The organism is Xanthomonas sp. NCPPB 3959, assembly GCF_056675575.1.
This window is the reverse complement of the sequence record NZ_JBWWVR010000005.1, coordinates 24,260-42,670: the sequence shown is the minus strand read 5'-3', so window position 1 is coordinate 42,670 and position 18,411 is coordinate 24,260. Positions and strand designations below refer to the sequence as shown.

General features: G+C 64.5%; 15 protein-coding genes and 1 other RNA gene. 10 read left to right on the top strand and 6 right to left on the bottom strand.

Annotation, left to right across the window (positions count from 1 at the left end):
- Positions 1-66: 66 nt before the first annotated feature.
- The 3 genes from accB to AC1KVG_RS07560 all read right to left on the bottom strand — a co-directional run bounded on the left by accB (position 67) and on the right by AC1KVG_RS07560 (position 2,262).
- A complete protein-coding gene (gene accB, locus AC1KVG_RS07570; protein WP_006451539.1) occupies positions 67-552 on the bottom strand; it encodes an acetyl-CoA carboxylase biotin carboxyl carrier protein in 486 nt (161 codons plus the stop codon).
- A 91-nt stretch (positions 553-643) separates the two neighbouring features.
- The gene (gene aroQ, locus AC1KVG_RS07565) at positions 644-1,090 is read right to left on the bottom strand and encodes a type II 3-dehydroquinate dehydratase (RefSeq protein WP_481093999.1); all 447 of its coding nucleotides are present in this window, start codon (positions 1,088-1,090) and stop codon (positions 644-646) included.
- A gap of 344 nt (positions 1,091-1,434) precedes the next feature.
- Positions 1,435-2,262, bottom strand: a complete 828-nt coding sequence (locus AC1KVG_RS07560) for a helix-turn-helix transcriptional regulator (protein ID WP_481093998.1) — start codon at positions 2,260-2,262, stop codon at positions 1,435-1,437.
- Positions 2,263-2,362: 100 nt separating this feature from the next.
- Here AC1KVG_RS07560 and AC1KVG_RS07555 point away from each other — a divergent pair, with 100 nt between their 5' ends.
- Positions 2,363-3,250 (top strand): SDR family oxidoreductase, encoded by an 888-nt coding sequence (locus tag AC1KVG_RS07555; RefSeq protein ID WP_481093997.1) that lies wholly within the window; start codon positions 2,363-2,365, stop codon positions 3,248-3,250.
- Positions 3,251-3,478: 228 nt separating this feature from the next.
- On the opposite strand, the gene AC1KVG_RS07550 is transcribed toward AC1KVG_RS07555, so the two are convergent.
- The 3 genes from AC1KVG_RS07550 to AC1KVG_RS07540 all read right to left on the bottom strand — a co-directional run bounded on the left by AC1KVG_RS07550 (position 3,479) and on the right by AC1KVG_RS07540 (position 8,307).
- The gene (locus AC1KVG_RS07550) at positions 3,479-5,821 is read right to left on the bottom strand and encodes a protein-disulfide reductase DsbD family protein (RefSeq protein ID WP_481093996.1); all 2,343 of its coding nucleotides are present in this window, start codon (positions 5,819-5,821) and stop codon (positions 3,479-3,481) included.
- 5 nt (positions 5,822-5,826) lie between these two features.
- Positions 5,827-6,159 (bottom strand): divalent-cation tolerance protein CutA, encoded by a 333-nt coding sequence (gene cutA, locus AC1KVG_RS07545; protein ID WP_168958067.1) that lies wholly within the window; start codon positions 6,157-6,159, stop codon positions 5,827-5,829.
- 354 nt (positions 6,160-6,513) lie between these two features.
- On the bottom strand, positions 6,514-8,307 hold the full coding sequence (locus AC1KVG_RS07540) for an endonuclease (RefSeq protein WP_481093995.1): 1,794 nt from the start codon (positions 8,305-8,307) through the stop codon (positions 6,514-6,516).
- Between the two features lie 143 nt (positions 8,308-8,450).
- Between AC1KVG_RS07540 and AC1KVG_RS07535 the strand changes: the two genes are divergently transcribed.
- The 9 genes from AC1KVG_RS07535 to AC1KVG_RS07495 all read left to right on the top strand — a co-directional run bounded on the left by AC1KVG_RS07535 (position 8,451) and on the right by AC1KVG_RS07495 (position 18,218).
- Positions 8,451-8,526, top strand: a non-coding RNA gene (locus tag AC1KVG_RS07535) — sX9 sRNA.
- 199 nt (positions 8,527-8,725) lie between these two features.
- Positions 8,726-9,013 (top strand): co-chaperone GroES, encoded by a 288-nt coding sequence (locus AC1KVG_RS07530; RefSeq protein ID WP_006451546.1) that lies wholly within the window; start codon positions 8,726-8,728, stop codon positions 9,011-9,013.
- A gap of 147 nt (positions 9,014-9,160) precedes the next feature.
- A complete protein-coding gene (groL, locus tag AC1KVG_RS07525; RefSeq protein ID WP_023902681.1) occupies positions 9,161-10,804 on the top strand; it encodes a chaperonin GroEL in 1,644 nt (547 codons plus the stop codon).
- A gap of 343 nt (positions 10,805-11,147) precedes the next feature.
- A complete protein-coding gene (gene yghX / locus AC1KVG_RS07520) occupies positions 11,148-12,035 on the top strand; it encodes a YghX family hydrolase (protein WP_115037500.1) in 888 nt (295 codons plus the stop codon).
- A gap of 260 nt (positions 12,036-12,295) precedes the next feature.
- Positions 12,296-15,184 carry a TonB-dependent receptor plug domain-containing protein gene (locus AC1KVG_RS07515; protein ID WP_481093994.1) on the top strand — a complete coding sequence of 963 codons (2,889 nt, stop codon included), beginning with the start codon at positions 12,296-12,298 and terminating at the stop codon, positions 15,182-15,184.
- A 559-nt stretch (positions 15,185-15,743) separates the two neighbouring features.
- Positions 15,744-15,953, top strand: coding sequence for a hypothetical protein (locus tag AC1KVG_RS07510; RefSeq protein WP_481093993.1), 210 nt, complete (start codon positions 15,744-15,746; stop codon positions 15,951-15,953).
- Between the two features lie 27 nt (positions 15,954-15,980).
- Positions 15,981-17,054, top strand: coding sequence for a 3-deoxy-7-phosphoheptulonate synthase (locus tag AC1KVG_RS07505; RefSeq protein ID WP_115037502.1), 1,074 nt, complete (start codon positions 15,981-15,983; stop codon positions 17,052-17,054).
- Between the two features lie 484 nt (positions 17,055-17,538).
- On the top strand, positions 17,539-17,793 hold the full coding sequence (locus AC1KVG_RS07500) for a type II toxin-antitoxin system Phd/YefM family antitoxin (protein WP_481093992.1): 255 nt from the start codon (positions 17,539-17,541) through the stop codon (positions 17,791-17,793).
- Positions 17,793-18,218 carry a PIN domain-containing protein gene (locus tag AC1KVG_RS07495; RefSeq protein WP_481093991.1) on the top strand — a complete coding sequence of 142 codons (426 nt, stop codon included), beginning with the start codon at positions 17,793-17,795 and terminating at the stop codon, positions 18,216-18,218. The genes AC1KVG_RS07500 and AC1KVG_RS07495 overlap by 1 nt, the downstream gene beginning before the upstream one ends.
- Positions 18,219-18,411: the final 193 nt, after the last annotated feature.

Genomic DNA, 18,411 nt, shown 5'->3' with positions numbered 1-18,411 from the left:
ATACCATCAGGCGCTCATGCGGTCGCTCTTGCGAATCCCGAATCACGACTCTCCAATCCCCGCCGTTCAGCCGATCACAAACAACGGCTGATCGAATTCCACTGGCTGACCGGTCTCGCCGAGGATGGCCACGATGGTGCCGGAGACGTCGGCTTCGATCGGGTTGAACATCTTCATCGCCTCGATGATCGCCAGCGTTTCGCCGGCCTTGACCTGCTGGCCGACGGTGACGAAGGCCGGCTTGTCCGGGGCCGGCGAGATGTAGAACGTGCCAACCATCGGCGCGCGCAGCACGTGGCCTTCCGGCAAGGCGGGGCCCTGCTTGGCACCGCCGGTGGAGGCTTCGGTGGGCGACTGCATCGGCATTGCGGCTGCGGCCGGGGCCTGCGCGAGCGGAGCGGGTGCGTACTGCTGCACCGGCGCGCTGACCACGGTCGTGCCCTTGGGCACGCGCGCCAGACGCACGCTTTCTTCGCCTTCCTTGATCTCGATTTCGGCGAGATTGGATTCTTCGAGCAGGTCGATCAGTTTCTTGATTTTGCGGAGATCCATACGGGCCTCATGAGGTGAATCGGTGGGGAGTGCCGGCGGTTGCCGGCGGAATGGGGTCAGCGTGTCGACGCGGGCGCCGGCAATGCGGGTGTCATGCGTCGCGCTCCAGCCGCGCAATCACCGCTTCCAGCGCCAGCCGGTAGCTATCTGCGCCGAAGCCGCAGATCACCCCGTCGGCCTTGTCGCTGAGATAGCTGTGATGGCGGAACGGCTCGCGCGCATGCGGATTGGACAGATGGATTTCCACGAACGGCAAGCCCACGGCCAGCAGCGCATCGCGCAGCGCCACCGAGGTGTGGGTGAAGGCGGCCGGGTTGATCAGGATGTAGGCGGTGCCGTCTTCGCGCGCGGCGTGGATGCGCTCCACCAGCACGTGCTCGGCGTTGGACTGCAGGCAGGCCAGCGTGTGCCCGGCCGCCTGCGCGCGGTCCACCAGGGCCGCATCGATCTGCGCCAGTGTGGTGCGCCCGTAGACCTCCGGCTCGCGGGTGCCGAGCAGGTTGAGGTTGGGGCCATGCAACAGCAGCAGGTGGGCCATGACATCCGGGAGAGCGGAAAGGTCGGAAGTCTGCGCGATGTGGCCGATGCTGTCCAGATAGGCGAAGTTAGGCTTGTTTTAAACGAATGATTGAAATTTCCGGCTCATCTGCCCTGGAGCGCGCACGCGGAGCCTTATGTGGTGGCATTTTCGCGGCAGGCACTTGAACGTTGCCCGTCGACTGGTGCCATGCGGCCGTCTGCTCAATCGTCGTTGGCTTGTTTAGTTTGCCGCGCACCTTGTGGGCTGGCAGCAGCGGGCAGGGAGATCAGCGACGTTGTGTGCGCGGAGTGTGTCTCACCTCAGCTCCTGAGCGGCAACTGGGCTGCATGTTGTCTCGGTGCTCAGCCGCGCGCCGCAGCTCCGCTGGTCAACGCGCGGATGCTGCCGGCGTCGGCCTGGTGGATGGGATTGCATACCAGCAGGATCAGATCGGTGCGGCCCTCCACTGCAAAGGAGGAATACTCCATCTCCATCTCGCCAAGGATCGGGTGGCGCAGATGCTTGATGCCATCGCTGGGGTCGTTGACCTCACCGGCTTCCCACAAGCGGGCGAAGTCTTCGCTGCGGCTGCGCAACTCTTCCACCAGCGGGGCGATGGCGGCGTTGGCGCCTGCGCGCGCTGCATCGGCGCGGAACACGGTGACCAGCGATCTGGCCACGCCTTCCCAATCCAGATTCATCACCCGCGATGCGGGGCTCAGGAACATCAGCCGCAACACATTGCGTTCGCTGGGCGGCAACGTTGCGTAGTCGGTGAGCACCGCTGCGGCCGCCGCGTTCCAGGCGACCACGTCCCAGCTCACCGTGCGGATGAAAGCCGGGCTGGTTTCCATCGCATCGAGCACGCGTTGCAGCCGTGGGGTGACGCCGGCGGGCGGGTGATAGCGCACGTCGGGCAGGCGCCCCAGCCCGAGCAGAAACAAGTGCTCGCGTTCGGCATCGGTGAGCAGCAAGGCCTTGGCGATGCGGTTCAACACGCCTGCCGAGGGCGCGCCGCCGCGGCCCTGTTCCAGCCAGCTGTACCAGGTGGCGCTGATGTTGGCGCGCTGCGCCACTTCTTCCCGGCGCAGGCCGGGGGTGCGCCGCCGGCCGCCGGGATAGCCCAGCGCGGCAGGGTCCAGGCGTTCGCGCCGCTCGCGCAGGTAGCTACCAAGAGTGGCGTCGGCCATGGTCCGATCCTGTTACTTGCTATACCGGGATAATCTCACGACTGTAAGGGTATCTCTGGCGTCGATAGCATTTCGGTTCCTCATGAATTGGTGGATCCACATGCATGTATTCGTCACAGGTGCCACCGGTTGGGTCGGCACAGCGGTGGTTGATGAGTTGCTGCAGCACGGGCATCGCGTGCTCAGTCTGTCGCGGTCGCCCGAAAAAGCGCAGACGTTGAAGGCGAAAGGCGCCGATGTGTTGCATGCAACGCTGGACGATCTGGACAGCCTGCGCGCGGCCGCCCGCGCTGCCGATGGCGTGATCCATCTGGCCTTCAATCACGATTTTTCCCGCTATACCGAAAATGCCGCGCAGGATCGCCTGGTGATCGACACGCTGGGCGACGCGTTGCAAGACAGCGACAAGCCGTTGCTGGTGACCTCCACCTTGTCGGCACTGCGTGCGTTCGGTCGGGTCGCCAGCGAAGCCGATCTGCCTGCGTCGGATCCGTCCTATCCGCGCCGTTCGGAAGAGGCCACGCGCCTGCTCGGCGAGCGCGGTGTCCGCGCGGCCACCATCCGCTTGCCGTCCTCGGTCCACGGCGTTGGCGAAACCCATGGCTTTGTGCCGATGCTGATCGACCTGGCGCGCGAGAAGGGCGTATCGGCCTACATCGGAGAAGGCGCCAATCGCTGGCCGGCGGTGCATGTTGCCGACGCGGCCCGGCTGTATCGGCTGGCGCTGGAAGGTGCGACGCGTCAGGCCGCTTACCATGCCGTTGCCGACAGCGGGGTGCAATTTCGCGAGATCGCCGAAGCGATCGGGCACAAGCTGGGCTTGCCGGTGGAGTCGCGCGATGCCGCGCATTTTGGCTGGTTCGCAGGCTTCGCCAGCGAAGATGTGCCCGCCTCCAGCGAGGCAACGCGGCAGCAGTTGGGGTGGCAGCCGAGCGGTCTGGGGTTACTGGCCGATATCGCGCAACCGGCGTATTACGCGGGCCGCTGAGTCGACACCGCAATCGCTGTGCGGCCGCAGATTGCGTGCGGCCGCGCAGCGATCAAGGCTGGCAGAGAGTGTGCGTGTGTGAGTGCGAAGGCATCCAGCACACCTGCGTGCCAGACGCGTTGGTCTCTGCGCTTGCGCAGCCTCTTATCGACTTGCGCACATCACCTCATGCGGCAGCGCAAGCACTCCACACCAAACCCAGCGCTCACACAGCGCGTGGCGATGCGCTCACCGCGCAGCGCGCAGCAAAGCATCCTCGGTGATCGCGTTGGTCAGCACGGTCGGCAATACCGCCGGTGGTGTGCCGGGCCCGTAGACCACGTACAACGGCACACCGACCGCCTGGTGCTGGTCGAGAAAGGCGCTGATCTTGGGGTCGACGTTGGTCCAGTCGCCTTTCATGTAGACCGCATCGACCCGGCGCAATGCATCGCGGAACTCGGCGCTGCTCAGCACGTTCTTTTCGTTGGCCTTGCAGGTCACGCACCAGTCGGCGGTCATGTTGACGAACACCACGCGGTTGTCGGCGCGCAGGCGGTCGAGCAATTGCGGCGAGAACGTCACCACGCCTTCGGCGGCGGTGGCGGCCGGCAAGCTGAGGCGGGTGACCGCAATCACCGGCACGATGGCCAGCAGCAGCATCACCGCAGCCAGGCCCATGCCGATGCGATTGCTCTTCCAGCGGCTGCGCTCGAAGCAGAACAGGCCCAGCGCCAACAACGTGGCGCCGACCAGCATCAGTGCCAGCGCATCCACGCCGCGCTGCTTGCCCAGCACCCACAACAACCAGATCGCGGTGAGATACATCGGGAACGCCAGCACCTGCTTGAGCGTTTCCATCCACGCGCCGGGCGTGGGCAGGCGCCGCGCCAGCGAGGGAATGAAGCCGATCAGCAGGAACGGCAGCGCCAGGCCCAGGCCCAGCGCCAGAAACACCAGCATCGCTAGCAGCGCAGGTGCTGTGAACGCATACGCCAAGGCGGTGCCCATGAACGGGGCGATGCAGGGGCTGGCGACCACGCAGGCCAGCACGCCGGTGAAGAAGTCGCCCAGCGGGCCATTGCGCGATGCCAGCGACTGGCCGATGCCGCCCAGATTGCTGCCCAGCGTAAACACGCCCGACAGGCTCAGGCCCACCGCAAACATCAGATACGCCAGCGCGGCGACAAACCACGGCTGCTGCAGCTGGAAGCCCCAGCCGGCCGCTTGCCCGGCCGCACGCAGGCCGATCACCAGCCCGCCGATGGCGGCGAACGACACCAGCACGCCCAGCGAATACCAGATGGCATGGCTGCGCGCGTGGCTGCGGCTCTCGCCGCTGTGCGCCAGCCCCAGCACCTTCAGCGACAGGATCGGCAGCACGCACGGCATCAGGTTCAAGATCAACCCGCCGAGCAGGGCCAGCACCAGCATGGCCAGCAGGCCTTTTTCGGTATGCGGCGGCTGGGTGCGTTGCGGGTTGCCGGCCGAGGCGTCGGCAGCCGGGGCTGTGCTGGCGTCGGGCCTTGCGGCAGGCGCCGGTTCGCTGGGCGTCTGCCCGGCGGCCAGCGGCGAAATCATCAGCGGCGCGGTCTGCGCCTGGTTTTGCGGCGACACCGTGCCGGGCGGCAACTCCAGCGCGACGCGGCGGGTCATTGGCGGATAGCAGATGCCGTCGGTCTGGCAGCCCTGGAAGGTCGCTACCAACGTCACTTTTGCCGGATCTGCGTGATCGCGCAGCAGCGGCAGGGTGACTTCGGCCTGGTCGAAATACACCACCACATCGCCGAAATGCTCGTCGCGATGCGCTTTGCCCTGCGGCCAGCGCGGCAGCCCGGTGCGCACGCCGCCGGCGCCTTCCAGTGCCAGCGAGGTGCGGTCGCGGTAGATGTAATAGCCGGGCGCCGGGGTGAAGCGCAGCAACAGGCTGTTGCCGTCGCCGACGATGGCTTCGAAGGTGAAGGCCTGCTCGGCCGGCAGCGGCAGTGCGTCCACGCCGGCTGCCTGGCCGGGGCTGCCGAACAGGCGCGGGGCGGCGGCCGGGGCACGCGGCACCAGCGACCCCAAGTTTTCGCGCTGTGCGGCAGGCGCAGCGGCGGCGGGCGAGGGTGAGGCTGCCGAAGCATCGGGCAGGCTCACGCGCAGTTCGCGACGCTGCGGCGGGTAGCACACGCCGGCATCGGCGCAGCCCTGGTACTGCACCTGCAACACGGCGGTGCGCAGCGCAGGCTCGGCCTTGCCGGCCAGCTTGGCCTGCAGCTGCTTGCGGTAGGTCTGCACCTGGCCGAAGAACTCGTCGTGCTTGCTCTGCCCTTCCGGCAGCGCCAGTTCACCGGCGGCAAAGCCTTGCCCGGCTTTGACGCTGATGCGGTGGCGATACAGGTAATAGCCCGGCGCGATCTTCCAGCTCAGCGCGATGCTGTCGCGGCTATCGGCCGTGGCGCTCAGCGTGAATGCCTGATCCACCGGCAGCAGGTCGGCCTCGGTGACGGCGGCCTGCGCGGGCAATGGCGCCAGCAGCGCCAGCGGGGCTGCGAACAACGGTACGGCCAGCAATGCGCAGCGGGCGATCCAGCGGGACAGAGACTTCATGGACGTCAGGATTCCTTGCGGGTTTCGGCCCGGACCCAATCGAGATATGCCGGCAGCCCGGCGCTGGCTTGGACCGCAACCGCCTCCGGCAGTTCATACGGATGCAGTGCCTGCAGCCGCGCAATGGCGTCGGGCAGGCGGTCTTCCCAGGTCTTGATCAACAGCTGCACTTCCTGACTGCGCTCGATCGTCCCATTCCAGCGGTACAGCGACTGCACGCCGGGCACCTGGGTGACGCAGGCGGCCAAGCGCTCGTTGAGCAGCGCGTGCGCAATGCGATCGGCGCTGTCGGCATCCGGGCAGGTACTGAACAACACATGGAGGGAAGAGGCGCTCACGTAGCTGCGCAGTGTAATCCTCCGCTTACGCGGGATCGACCGCACGTTCCGGAACGCGGCGTTGACTTCGCGCAATACAGCTTTCGACAATCGATGCGGGCAGCGTCTTGGCAGTCGGGCGCTGATGACCGGCAAGGTTCGGTGCGATGACCGACTGCGCGGGACCGCCACCACTGCGGTGGTCCAGGGCGCGAATGGAACGTCGGCCAGGATAATGTCGCCAGGCCGGCATTCGAGCGGCATCCGAAGCCGATTGGACGGTAAGCCACATGCACCGGCCCGACGCACCGGGCGCCGGGCCAGGATGGATCAATGTGCCTCGGCCCGACGCCTCAAGCGCCGGGCCGGGATGGATCAATTGGCCAGTTGGCAGCTTGCCGGCTTGGCCGAGGTGAACAGGCTCGATGTCGCCCATTCGGGGTGATCCACGAACGGATTGCGATTGCCCTGGAAGCTGAAGACCACCTGGTTGCGCGCACGTTCGGCATCGTCCGGCGGGTCGGCCTGGTGCCAGGCCAGCAGCGTGGACAACAGCCCCATGTAGGCCGGAGAGGCAGAGGTCTGCACGATCTTGCTGCGGTCGTCGGTGAGCTCCAGGTCCGGCTCGGATTGCCCGGTGGCCGCGTCGGTGCCGCCCTCGTAGCGGATCGCCATGTACATCACCGCGCGTGCCATGTCGCCCTTGCGCTTGTCCCACACTTCGAAGGTGCCACCGTTGCCGTCGGGCGTGCGCACCCAGTTGGAATTACCCGGATAGCGCCCGCTGCCGCCGCCACTGCCGTCGTTGACCTCGGTCACCCGCTCGCCGCAGCTGCTGGTGCAGGTGGCGTAGGGCTTGTTGCCGCGGTCGGCGTTGAAGCCGGTGTCGGTCAGATACAGCATGTGGGTGTCGGTGTAGGGCGCATACGGCAGGCCCTTGTCGCCGCTGGCGCTGCCGAAGCCCAGCGAGTTGGGCCAGGTGTGCTCGCGGTTGTAGGTCAGCCCGCTACCGGTGCCGGCGCGGTCACTGCCCTTGGCGTAGCTGCGGTTGCGGTAGGCGTCCAGGATCCGGCCGCTGTTGTTGGGGTCCTCGTCGGCCATTTCCAGGATGGTCCAGGTGCTGGTGCCCGAGCCGCTATATGGGTAGACCGTGTGGCCCTTGATTACGGTGTGCAGCGAGCAGCGCAGCTGGCTGGCATTGGCGGTGTTCACCCGCGAGTAGTAGCCGGTGCCGCCGCCGCTGGCCGTGGCCACGGTGAAGGCGATGGACTGGTTGGCGGCCGGGCTCAGCCCGCTGGCGTCGCGGATGGCGCTGGCGGTGATCGCCAGGGTGCAGCGCTCGCCGCCCACCAGGGCAGTGTTGGTGGACAGGCTGAAGCGGGTACCGCTGGTCGGGTAGCTCAGCGCCACCGTGCCGGAGCTGGCGCAGCTCAGCGCGAAGGCGCCGCTGCTCAGCGTCACCGCCTCGCTGAAGCCCACGCTCAGATCGCCGGCCGCCGGGAAGTTGGTGGCGCCCTGGGTCGGGGTGGTGCTGGTGATCGAAGGCGCAGCGCCGGTTTCGCCGCCACCGCCGCTGCCGTTGAAGGTCTGGCCGCGATTGCACGCGCCAAACGTCTGCGCCGACGAGCCGGCCCAGCTGAAATTCGCCGCGCTGCTGCCGGTGCCGGTGAGTTGCAGCGAACTGCCGACCGCGCTGCTGTTGCTCTCGCTGACCGGCAGGTTCTGGCTGGTGACGCCGGCTGCCGGACCACCGCTGCCGGTGATGGCGCCTTCGTAGCTGAGAAACTGCGCCAGCTGACCGCTCGGGTCCACCAGCGCCACACCGTCGTTGGGCCCGTTCTGCACGCCGTTGCTGGCATAGCTGACCGTGGCCACGCGCACCTGGCTGCCGCAGCTGACCAAGCTGCCGGCCGGCACCGCCGTGTTGGCGTAGACCGTGGCCGCGCTCGGCGCGCTGCCGTTGTACAGATAGATGCGGTAGCCGCTCAGCGATTCGCCGGCGGTGGCCACCACTTCCACGGCTTCGCCGCTGTCGCCGGAGGCGCCCGCGTCGTCGTAATGCAGTTCGTTGATGAACACCGCGGCGTGGGCGGTGGGGACGGCCAGTGCGAACGCACAGGCCAGGGGAAGCACGCAGCTCAGGGACACAGCACGGGACGGCAACCTCATCGACAGCTCCTTGTGATCGGGGAATGCGTTGCCGACTGTAAAACGTGTGCATGACAATCGGTGGAACCTGGTTCCAATTCTAGAGCGACCGACAAAACTACTGCGCGTCTGCCAGGCGGGCGCGGCCGGTGCTCGGAATCCTCATGTACCACTCGTACACTGCGGTTCCTCCGCGCCGTCCGCGCCCACCTGACAACCGCTCGCTACGTTTTGTCGGCCGCTCTTGGTCCCTCGCGGGGATGCGCTTGTCGAAATTTTTTTGCCCCCAGCCCTTGAAAGCCGCCGGCGCAGCACAATCTTTGGCCCGCACCCGCTCTGTCGGGTTTTTTCCGCGCGCTGTGCTGGCAGTCGTCACATACGAGTGCTAACATCGCCGATAATTTCCAGACCAATCAATCACTTAAGAGGGTCTTTCTCTATGAGCATCAAGCCGCTTCACGACCGCGTTGTAGTCAAGCCGATCGAAGCCGACGAAGTTTCCGCCGGCGGGATCGTGATTCCGGATTCGGCCAAGGAAAAGTCCACCAAGGGTGAAGTCGTCGCCATTGGCGCCGGCAAGCCCCTGGACAACGGCAGCCTGCGCGCGCCGGTGGTCAAGGTCGGCGACAAGGTCATCTACGGCCAGTACGCCGGCAGCAGCTACAAGGCCGAGGGCATCGAGTACAAGGTGCTGCGCGAAGACGACATCCTGGCGGTCATCGGCTGATCAGGCGCTATGCGCCGGGAATCGGGAGTTGGGAATCGGGAATGGGCAAAGCGGCTAACGCCCTTCGCCATCCCACCCCGCCCCGATTCACGCTGTTGATCTACCGATTCCCCATTCCCTATTCCCCATTTCCGGAGTTACATACAAATGGCTGCTAAAGACATTCGTTTCGGTGAAGACGCACGTACCCGTATGGTCCGTGGCGTCAACGTTCTCGCCAATGCCGTCAAGGCAACCCTGGGCCCGAAGGGCCGCAACGTCGTGCTCGAAAAGAGCTTCGGCGCGCCGACCATTACCAAGGACGGCGTCTCCGTCGCCAAGGAAATCGAACTGGCTGACAAGTTCGAGAACATGGGCGCGCAGATGGTGAAGGAAGTCGCGTCGCGCACCAACGACAACGCCGGCGACGGCACCACCACCGCCACCGTGCTGGCCCAGGCCCTGATCCGCGAAGGCGCCAAGGCTGTGGCCGCCGGCATGAACCCGATGGACCTCAAGCGCGGTATCGACCAGGCCGTCAAGGCCGCCGTCATCGAGCTGAAGAACATCTCCAAGCCCACCACCGACGACAAGGCGATTGCCCAGGTCGGCACCATCTCGGCCAACTCGGACGAATCGATCGGCAACATCATTGCCGAAGCGATGCAGAAGGTCGGCAAGGAAGGCGTGATCACCGTTGAAGAAGGCTCGGGCCTGGAAAACGAGCTGGACGTGGTCGAGGGCATGCAGTTCGATCGCGGCTACCTCTCCCCGTACTTCATCAACAACCAGCAGAGCCAGTCGGCCGATCTGGACGACCCGTTCATCCTGCTGCACGACAAGAAGATCTCCAACGTGCGCGACCTGCTGCCCGTGCTGGAAGGCGTGGCCAAGGCCGGCAAGCCGCTGCTGATCGTCGCTGAAGAAGTCGAAGGCGAAGCGCTGGCGACCCTGGTGGTCAACACCATCCGTGGCATCGTCAAGGTCGTGGCCGTCAAGGCACCGGGCTTCGGCGACCGTCGCAAGGCGATGCTGGAAGACATGGCCGTGCTGACCGGCGGCACCGTGATTTCCGAGGAAGTGGGTCTGGCGCTGGAGAAGGCCACGATCAAGGACCTGGGCCGCGCGAAGAAGGTGCAGGTCTCCAAGGAGAACACCACCATCATCGACGGCGCCGGCGACTCGGCCACGATCGAAGCCCGCGTTGGCCAGATCAAGACCCAGATCGAAGACACCTCGTCCGATTACGACCGCGAGAAGCTGCAGGAACGCGTGGCCAAGCTGGCCGGCGGCGTTGCAGTGATCAAGGTCGGCGCTTCGACCGAAATCGAAATGAAGGAAAAGAAGGCCCGCGTCGAAGACGCCCTGCACGCCACCCGTGCAGCCGTCGAAGAAGGCGTGGTCCCGGGCGGCGGTGTGGCCCTGGTGCGTGCGCTGGTGGCCGTCGGTAACCTGACCGGTGCCAACGAAGACCAGACCCACGGCATCCAGATCGCCCTGCGCGCCATGGAAGCCCCGCTGCGCGAAATCGTGGCCAATGCCGGCGAAGAGCCGTCCGTGATCCTGAACAAGGTCAAGGAAGGCACCGGCAACTACGGTTACAACGCGGCCAACGGCGAGTTCGGCGACATGGTCGAGTTCGGCATCCTGGACCCGACCAAGGTCACCCGTTCGGCGCTGCAGAACGCAGCTTCGATCGCCGGCCTGATGATCACCACCGAAGCCATGGTGGCCGATGCCCCGAAGAAGGACGAGCCGGCAATGCCCGGCGGCGGTGGCGGCATGGGCGGCATGGGCGGTATGGATTTCTGATCCAGCCCCATCGGTTGTTGCATCAAAAAAAAAGGACCCCGCCGAAAGGCGGGGTTTTTTTTTATGGGCGTCGACAGGTGGGGAGGTCGATGCGTCGCTGAAATCACGACATGGGCTGCACGCGCTGTTGTAGGAGTCCGCTTGCGCCGGTGAGGGCTAGCCGATCGCGTTGGACGTGCCGTGGTGGTCTTCCGGGTACGAACGAGGCTTGCTTGCGCCGCTGCAGACGCATCGGCATGCTCGGCTGGATGCGGTGTTGTGTCGTAAAACTGATGCCGCTTTCTGCGCTGCGTATGTGCGCGCACTTGCGCACGCAGTCCAGCCATTCCTCAGGAGAACGCCGATGCGCCGTTTGACCGCTCAGGATTTCCACCCCGATCTGCTCGCGCTGTACGACGGCTATGTGCACGGCAAACTCAGCCGGCGCGATTTTCTCGACCGCGCTGCGGCGTTCGCGGTGGCCGGGTTAAGTGCGGCGGCGATCCTGGAATCGCTGAGCCCCAACTACGCGCTCGCCACGCAAGTGGAGTTCACCGACCCGGACATCGTGGCCGAGTACATCACCTATCCCTCGCCCAATGGCCATGGCCAGGTGCGCGGTTATCTGGTGCGGCCGGCCAAGGTCACCGGCGCGGTGCCGGGCGTGGTGGTGGCGCACGAAAACCGCGGTTTGAATCCGTATATCGAAGATGTCGCGCGGCGCGTGGCCAAGGCCGGCTTTGTCGCGCTGGCACCGGATGGCCTGAGTTCGGTCGGCGGGTATCCCGGCAACGACGAAAAGGGCCGCGCGCTGCAGGCGCAGGTCGACCCGACCAAGCTGATGAACGACTTCTTCGCCGCAGTGGAATTTTTGATGAGCCGCGAACGCACCACCGGCAAGGTCGGCATTACCGGCTTCTGCTACGGCGGCGGTGTGGCCAATGCGGCGGCGGTGGCGTATCCCGAGCTGGCCGCGGCGGTGCCGTTCTATGGACGTCAGCCCACCGACGCCGAGGTCGCCCGCATCCGTGCGCCACTGCTGCTGCATTACGCCGCAGAGGACGAGCGCGTCAATGCCGGCTGGCCGGCGTACGAGACCGCGCTCAAGGCGCAGCACAAGGTCTATCAGGCGTATGTGTATCCGGGAACCAATCATGGTTTCCATAACGATTCCACGCCGCGTTACGACAAGGCGGCAGCAACCCTGGCCTGGGATCGCACCATCGCGTGGTTCAAGCGTTATCTGGCCTAAGTGCCGCTGCCGATCGGCGCGTTCGATTTGCGGGCGCAAGCGTAACGTCCGTGTCGCGGCGGCAAGGAGCGCGATCTGGATCACACTTGCATGACAGGGTGTTGACACCGATGTCATCACAGCCCTAGCGTCGCTGGGCAGGCGCTTGCGCCGAACGGTCGGGGGGCCATCGGACAGGGGGCGGCGATGCGGTGCATCGCTCGCAGGCGTCGTTGCAGTGGAACGCCACGCCGGCCATGCCGGCCTCTCCCGGGGATCTTATGAACTGCCGCAGTCATCGCCTTGCCTTGTCGATTTCCTTGTCGCTCGCCCTGTCCATCGCCGCGCAATCGGCCACTGCCCAGCAGACCGAGCCGGATCAACCACGCGCTACCTCCACCCTGGACGCAGTCAGCGTCACCGGCTCGCGCATCAAGCGCGCGCAGGTCGAAGGCGCGCAGCCGGTGGTCACCATCTCCGCGCAACAGATCCAGCAGGAAGGCTTCGCCACCGTCTACGACGTGCTCAACAGCATGAACCAGCAGGGCTCGGTGGAAGCCGATACGCAATGGGGCTCGCACACGCCCAACGCCTCGCCGATCAATCTGCGCGACCTGGGGCCGGGCCGCACTTTGCTGCTGGTCAACGGGCACCGCGTGGCCGATTACCCGCTGCCGTATGGCGGCGAGAGCAACTTTTCCAACTACAGCAATATTCCCTCCGCCGCAGTGGAGCGCATTGAGATTTTGACCGGCGGCGCCTCGGCAATCTACGGCTCGGACGCGGTGGCCGGCGTGGTCAACGTGATCCTCAAGCGCGACTACCAGGGCGATCAGGTGCGGCTGCGCGGAGGCACGGCGACCGAAGGTGGGCGCGATAGTTTCGACGTGTCCTGGGCGGGTGGGCGCACCGGCGAAAACTGGAGCCTGACCTACGCGCTGCAGGCCACCCGGCGCGATCCGTTGAGTGGGCGCGATCGGCCTGAAATGGACGATTCCGACGACATGTCCTATTCCAACTGGACCGGCCAGAATCGCCTCTACGGCTTCAACCCGTTCACCGGTTTAAGCCTGGTCGATGCCAACACCAACGAGCGCCTGGCGCCACCTGCCGGCACCTGCGCGCGCTTTGGCGGCGAGTTCGTCGATGCGCAGCGGCTGAGCTACGACCAGAACACCGGCGCGCTCACCAATGCCGGCAACTATTGCGGCGTGGCGCGCGATTACGGCGATTGGGGTCTGGTCACCGGCAGCGAGGATTATTCGGCGTATCTCTACGGCACGTGGAAGTTCGGCGAGCACACCGAAGCCTGGGCCACGCTGTCGGCCAACCGCAGCATCGGTCGCTGGACCTACGACCCGCCATACGCGTATCTGGGCCCGTTCCAGGACGCCGCCACCGGCCGCTCGCTGTATGCAATCCGCCAGCTCACCCGCCGCGAAGCCGGTGGTTGGGACCGGCTAGCCAACTACAACAAGGAGCAGTCCTGGGACCTCAGTGCCGGCCTGCGCGGGGTCTGGGCAGACCGCTTCGATTGGGAGCTGAGCGTCGGTCGCTCGCGTTACACGGTGGACGAATATGTGCGCACGGTGGATACCGCGCGCGCGACCGATTATTTTCTCGGCAGCCCCACCGGCACCGCCGCCGATGGCACGTCCATCTATGCCATCAACGAAGCACGGCTATATGCGCCACTGTCGTCGAGCGAGTACGACGACCTGGTCGCCAAATCGCATAACTCGGCCTATTCGTGGGTGAATCAAGCCAGTTTCAGTTTGAGCGGCGACGTGGTGCAGGGCTGGGCCGGGCCTATCCGCTTTGCCACCGTGGCCGAAGTGGCCAAGCAGGGCTACCAGCTGTCGCCGGATCCGTGCGCCAATGAGTGCTATCCGGTCGATGTGGTGGACAGTGGGGGCGGCGAGCGCCTGCGCAGCTCGGCCGGCCTGGAATTCCAGATCCCGTTGCTGTCCACGCTGAGCGCGAATGTGGCCGGTCGCTACGACCGCTATGGCAATTACCGGTCTTCGGCCGCCATCCCCACCGATGTCGGCACGCAGAGCGACACCACCTGGAGTGCAGGTCTGGAATGGCGCCCGGTCGAGAGCCTGTTGTTGCGCAGCACGCTGGCCACCAGCTTTCGCGCGCCGGACATGCATTACGTGCTCGGCGAACCCAGCTCCACCAACCAGACCGTGATCGATCAATACCGCTGTATTTCCTCGGGCGCGTCTCTCACCGGCGGCTGCAATGACGAGAACAGCAACATCTTCTACACCGTGGATGTAAATCGCCGCGGCACCCCGGATCTACGCTCGGAAACCGGCCGCTCGTTTACCGGCGGGGTGGTGTGGGACATCGCGCAAGGTCTGTCGTTGAGCGTGGATTACTACCGCATCGAACTGGAGGAAATGATCAAGGATCTGGACCGCGACGAGATCCTCTCGGCCGAAGCCGGCTGCCGCACCGGCACCACCATCAGCGGCGGCGCCTGGAACAACCCGGGCGGCGCCGGCTATTGCGACACCATCAGCTCGCGGGTGGTGCGCAATGCCGACGGCACCATCGCCAGCATCGAGCGCGGCCCGATCAATCTGGCGCAGATGGAAACCTCCGGCATTGATGCCTCGCTGAAATACCGCCTTGCCACCGCCGGTTGGGGCAACTTTCAGTTGTCGCTGGACTACAACACGCTGATCGCCTATCGCGAACAGATCTACCGCACCGACAGCGACGAAAACCGCCGCGACGAACGCGTACGTAGCCGCGTGCGCGGCAGCGTGCATTGGGACAACGGCGGCGCCTGGGACTGGACGGTGTACTTCCGCCGGCTCGGCTCCATGCGTGCGGTCAACTGGGGCACCTGCGCACGCTTCGAAGACGGCTACCAGCCCAGTGCCGCCGATGAGTGCGTGGTCACCGATACCGCCAACGTGCATCTAGGCGAGACCAGCAAGCGTTACTTCGGCCGCGTGGGCCCGGCGATCTACTGGAACCTCAGCACTGGTTACAAGATCACCGACCATGCCAAGGTCAACGTCTACGTCAACAACGTGTTCAACGAAGTAGGCTATGAAAACAAGGAGCGCTTCTACGGCTACGGCTTCTACAACACCACCTTGTTCAACCCGATCGGCCGCGAAGTGGCGGCGGAATATGTGTTTACGTTTTGATTGAACTTGGCGGCCGCATCGCACGTCACGGATTAGCGCCGTGGCGTGTGGTGCAGTGTGGAGGTGGGTGCGATACATGCAGACATGCTTGCTGAAACGATATATGAAACGATTTTTTGCCCAGGGATGATTCTCATGTGGCTGATTTATATGAAATTTACGCGATTTTTAGGGCGCCTGAGCGCTGAGTCATGAAACGATACTCGCAGGGTGCACGGCATAGAGAGCGCTTGCGGAAATACAAGGGCCGGGCTGGTTTAAACGTCTCTGTCCGCAGTGATGCTTCGACATCAGATTGGCCCGGTCGAGATCGAAGTCGAGGCTTGCGAAAAGCGTGTCCAGCTGCATCGAGCGCAACCGAATCAGCCGCTTGTTCGGCATGCTGAGCGTTCGAGTCGAACCCGATCGCATGCATCTTAGGACTATGCAAATCGCGGCAATGTCATCAGGTCCATGAAGCCTTTGGGGGGCGTTACATTTGCGCGGAAACGGTCAGCGCGGGTCTAACAGCAGCCGGCATGCACCTGCCCGATGACATCGCTGCAACGTTCCGTTGCCGATGAAACAGTGGCAACGGCGAAATGTGCGTGGTATCAATGCATCCCATGAACGCACCCCGCAGCCAGTTTTATTTTTGGTACTACGGTTTTCCGATGCCGCTGGCGGAGGACGGATTGCGCTCATCCTGAAGAAATCTTCAGCAGCATTCCCGAAAAGCCGCCAGCGCACACTGGCGGCTTTTTTGTTGCCGCCTCGCCTGGCTCCCTGATGCAACACCGCCCACCGAGACACTGTTATGCCGCCTGTGACCGATGACCTGCGTATCCGCAAGATCGAAGCCCTTGCACCGCCTTCGCAGCTGCTGTCGCTGCTGCCTTGCGACGACCGCGCCTCCGAGACCGTGACCAACTCGCGCGCTGCCCTGCACGAGATTCTGCATGGCCGCGACGACCGCCTGGCAGTGGTGATCGGGCCCTGCTCGATCCATGACCCGGTTGCGGCGATGGACTACGCGCACCGCCTGCGCCCGCTGCGCGAGCAGTTTGGCGACGCGCTGGAGATCGTGATGCGGGTGTACTTCGAAAAGCCGCGCACCACCATCGGCTGGAAGGGTCTGATCAACGACCCGGACCTGGATGGCAGCTTCCAGATCAACAAGGGTCTGCGCGTGGCGCGCGGCCTGCTGCGCGACATCAACAACCTCGGCCTGCCGGCTGGCGTTGAATTCCTCGACATCATCTCGCCGCAGTACATCGCCGACCTGGTGGCCTGGGGCGCGATCGGCGCGCGCACCACCGAAAGCCAGGTGCATCGCGAAATGGCCTCCGGCTTGTCGTGCCCGGTGGGCTTCAAGAACGGTACCGGTGGCGACGTCAAGATTGCGGTGGACGCGGTGGGAGCGGCCTCGCATCCGCACCATTTCCTGGCCGTGACCAAGGATGGCCACACTGCGGTGGCAGCGACGGCCGGTAATCCGGATTGCCACGTGATCCTGCGCGGCGGCAAGCAGCCCAACTTCGACGCGGCCAATGTGGAAGCGGCCAGCCAGGTGCTCACTAAATCCGGCTTGCCGGCGCGCCTGATGATCGACGCCAGCCACGCCAACAGCGGCAAGAATCCCGAAAACCAGCCCAAGGTCATCGACGACATCGCCAGGCAGCTGGAAGGTGGCGAGACACGCATCGTCGGCGTCATGGTGGAGAGTCATCTGGTTGGCGGACGTCAGGAACTGGTGCCGGGCTGCGCACTGACTTACGGCCAGAGCATCACTGACGGCTGCCTGGATTGGGACGCTTCGGTGCAGGTGCTGGAGCGCTTGGCGACGGCGGTGCGTGCACGTCGTGCGAGGCGCGTTGCCGAAGCTGCGTGATTGCCCAGAGCCCCTCTCCCGCCGGGAGAGGGGTTGGGGTGAGGGTACGGGGTGAAGCCATACTTGGAATGAGATGCCATGAGGCTTCGCCCGTACCCTCATCCGGCGCTACGCGCCACCTTCTCCCGACGGGAAAAGGGGTCAAAGCCCCTGTTCCCTCGGGGGTAAGCTAGTCACTTATAGCGAGACCAGACTCTAATACGACGAAATCCCCCGGGCACAAGCCGGGGTCTATCGTCCTGACCTCCCTCAGTGGCAGGGCTAGTCGTGAGGGCTGCTCTCTTTGTATCAGCTGCTCCAGGACGGCACCTGCTACTTTCTCGTTGTTGATTTTCAACGAGGTGGAATGGCGCGACGATGCTCACGCCTTCCTCCAGTCCTGTGACGAACGTCAATTATTAGGATGTCGGTGTCTTGCGCGGTTGCTGTCTTCATAGGTTTTTGTAGTAACGTTACTACATTGGGATGATTTCGGAGCCATGCTATGACCATCACAACCCTATCCAGTCGCGAGCTGAACCAGGACGTGACGCGAGCAAAGAAGGCCACGAAGGCCGGTCCGGTGTTCATCACGGATCGCGGCAAGCCTGCGCACGTACTGTTGAGCTTCGAGGACTATCAGCGGCTGACGAAGCAGCGGCGCAACATTGCCGATGCGCTGGCGATGCCGCGCGTCGCGGAGATCGAGTTCGATCCACCACGCGTGACGATTGGAGCCCGGCCGGCAGAGCTGGAATGATGTACGTGCTCGATACCAACGTGTTGTCGGAGCTGCGTAAAGTAAGCCTCGGCAAGGTCGATGCGAATGTGGCGGCGTGGGCGGAACGTGTTGATGCCGCCGACCTCTTCGTGTCAGTCATCACCATCATGGAGCTTGAGCTTGGCGTTCTGTCGATTGAACGGAAGGACGCCCCCCAGGGGGCCATATTGCGCTCCTGGCTTGAGCAGCATGTATTACCCGAATTCTCCGGGCGAACATTGCCTATAGATACCGCTGTGGCGCAACGCTGCGCCCGGTTGCATGTACCAGACAAACGCGGCGAGCGCGACGCGCTTATCGCAGCGACTGCACTAGTACACGGCATGGCAGTGGTCACGCGCAAAGCGGCCGATTTCAAACCGACGGGAGTGACCATCGTCAACCCGTGGGAGCCTTCGCCATGAACGACTGCAGGTTCAAGATTGTTTCCGATAGTGGTACTCGAGCGGTACAGAGTTGAGTATTGCCTGCCTTCTCCCCCGACTACAAGGAAGAAAATTGGCTCGACAGGTACATGAGTTCAGGCTGCCTGCAGCGGCAGTGCGATTAGTCAATCTCGATTACTACCGCGATGGCGCAGGCTAGTAAGCGATCGTC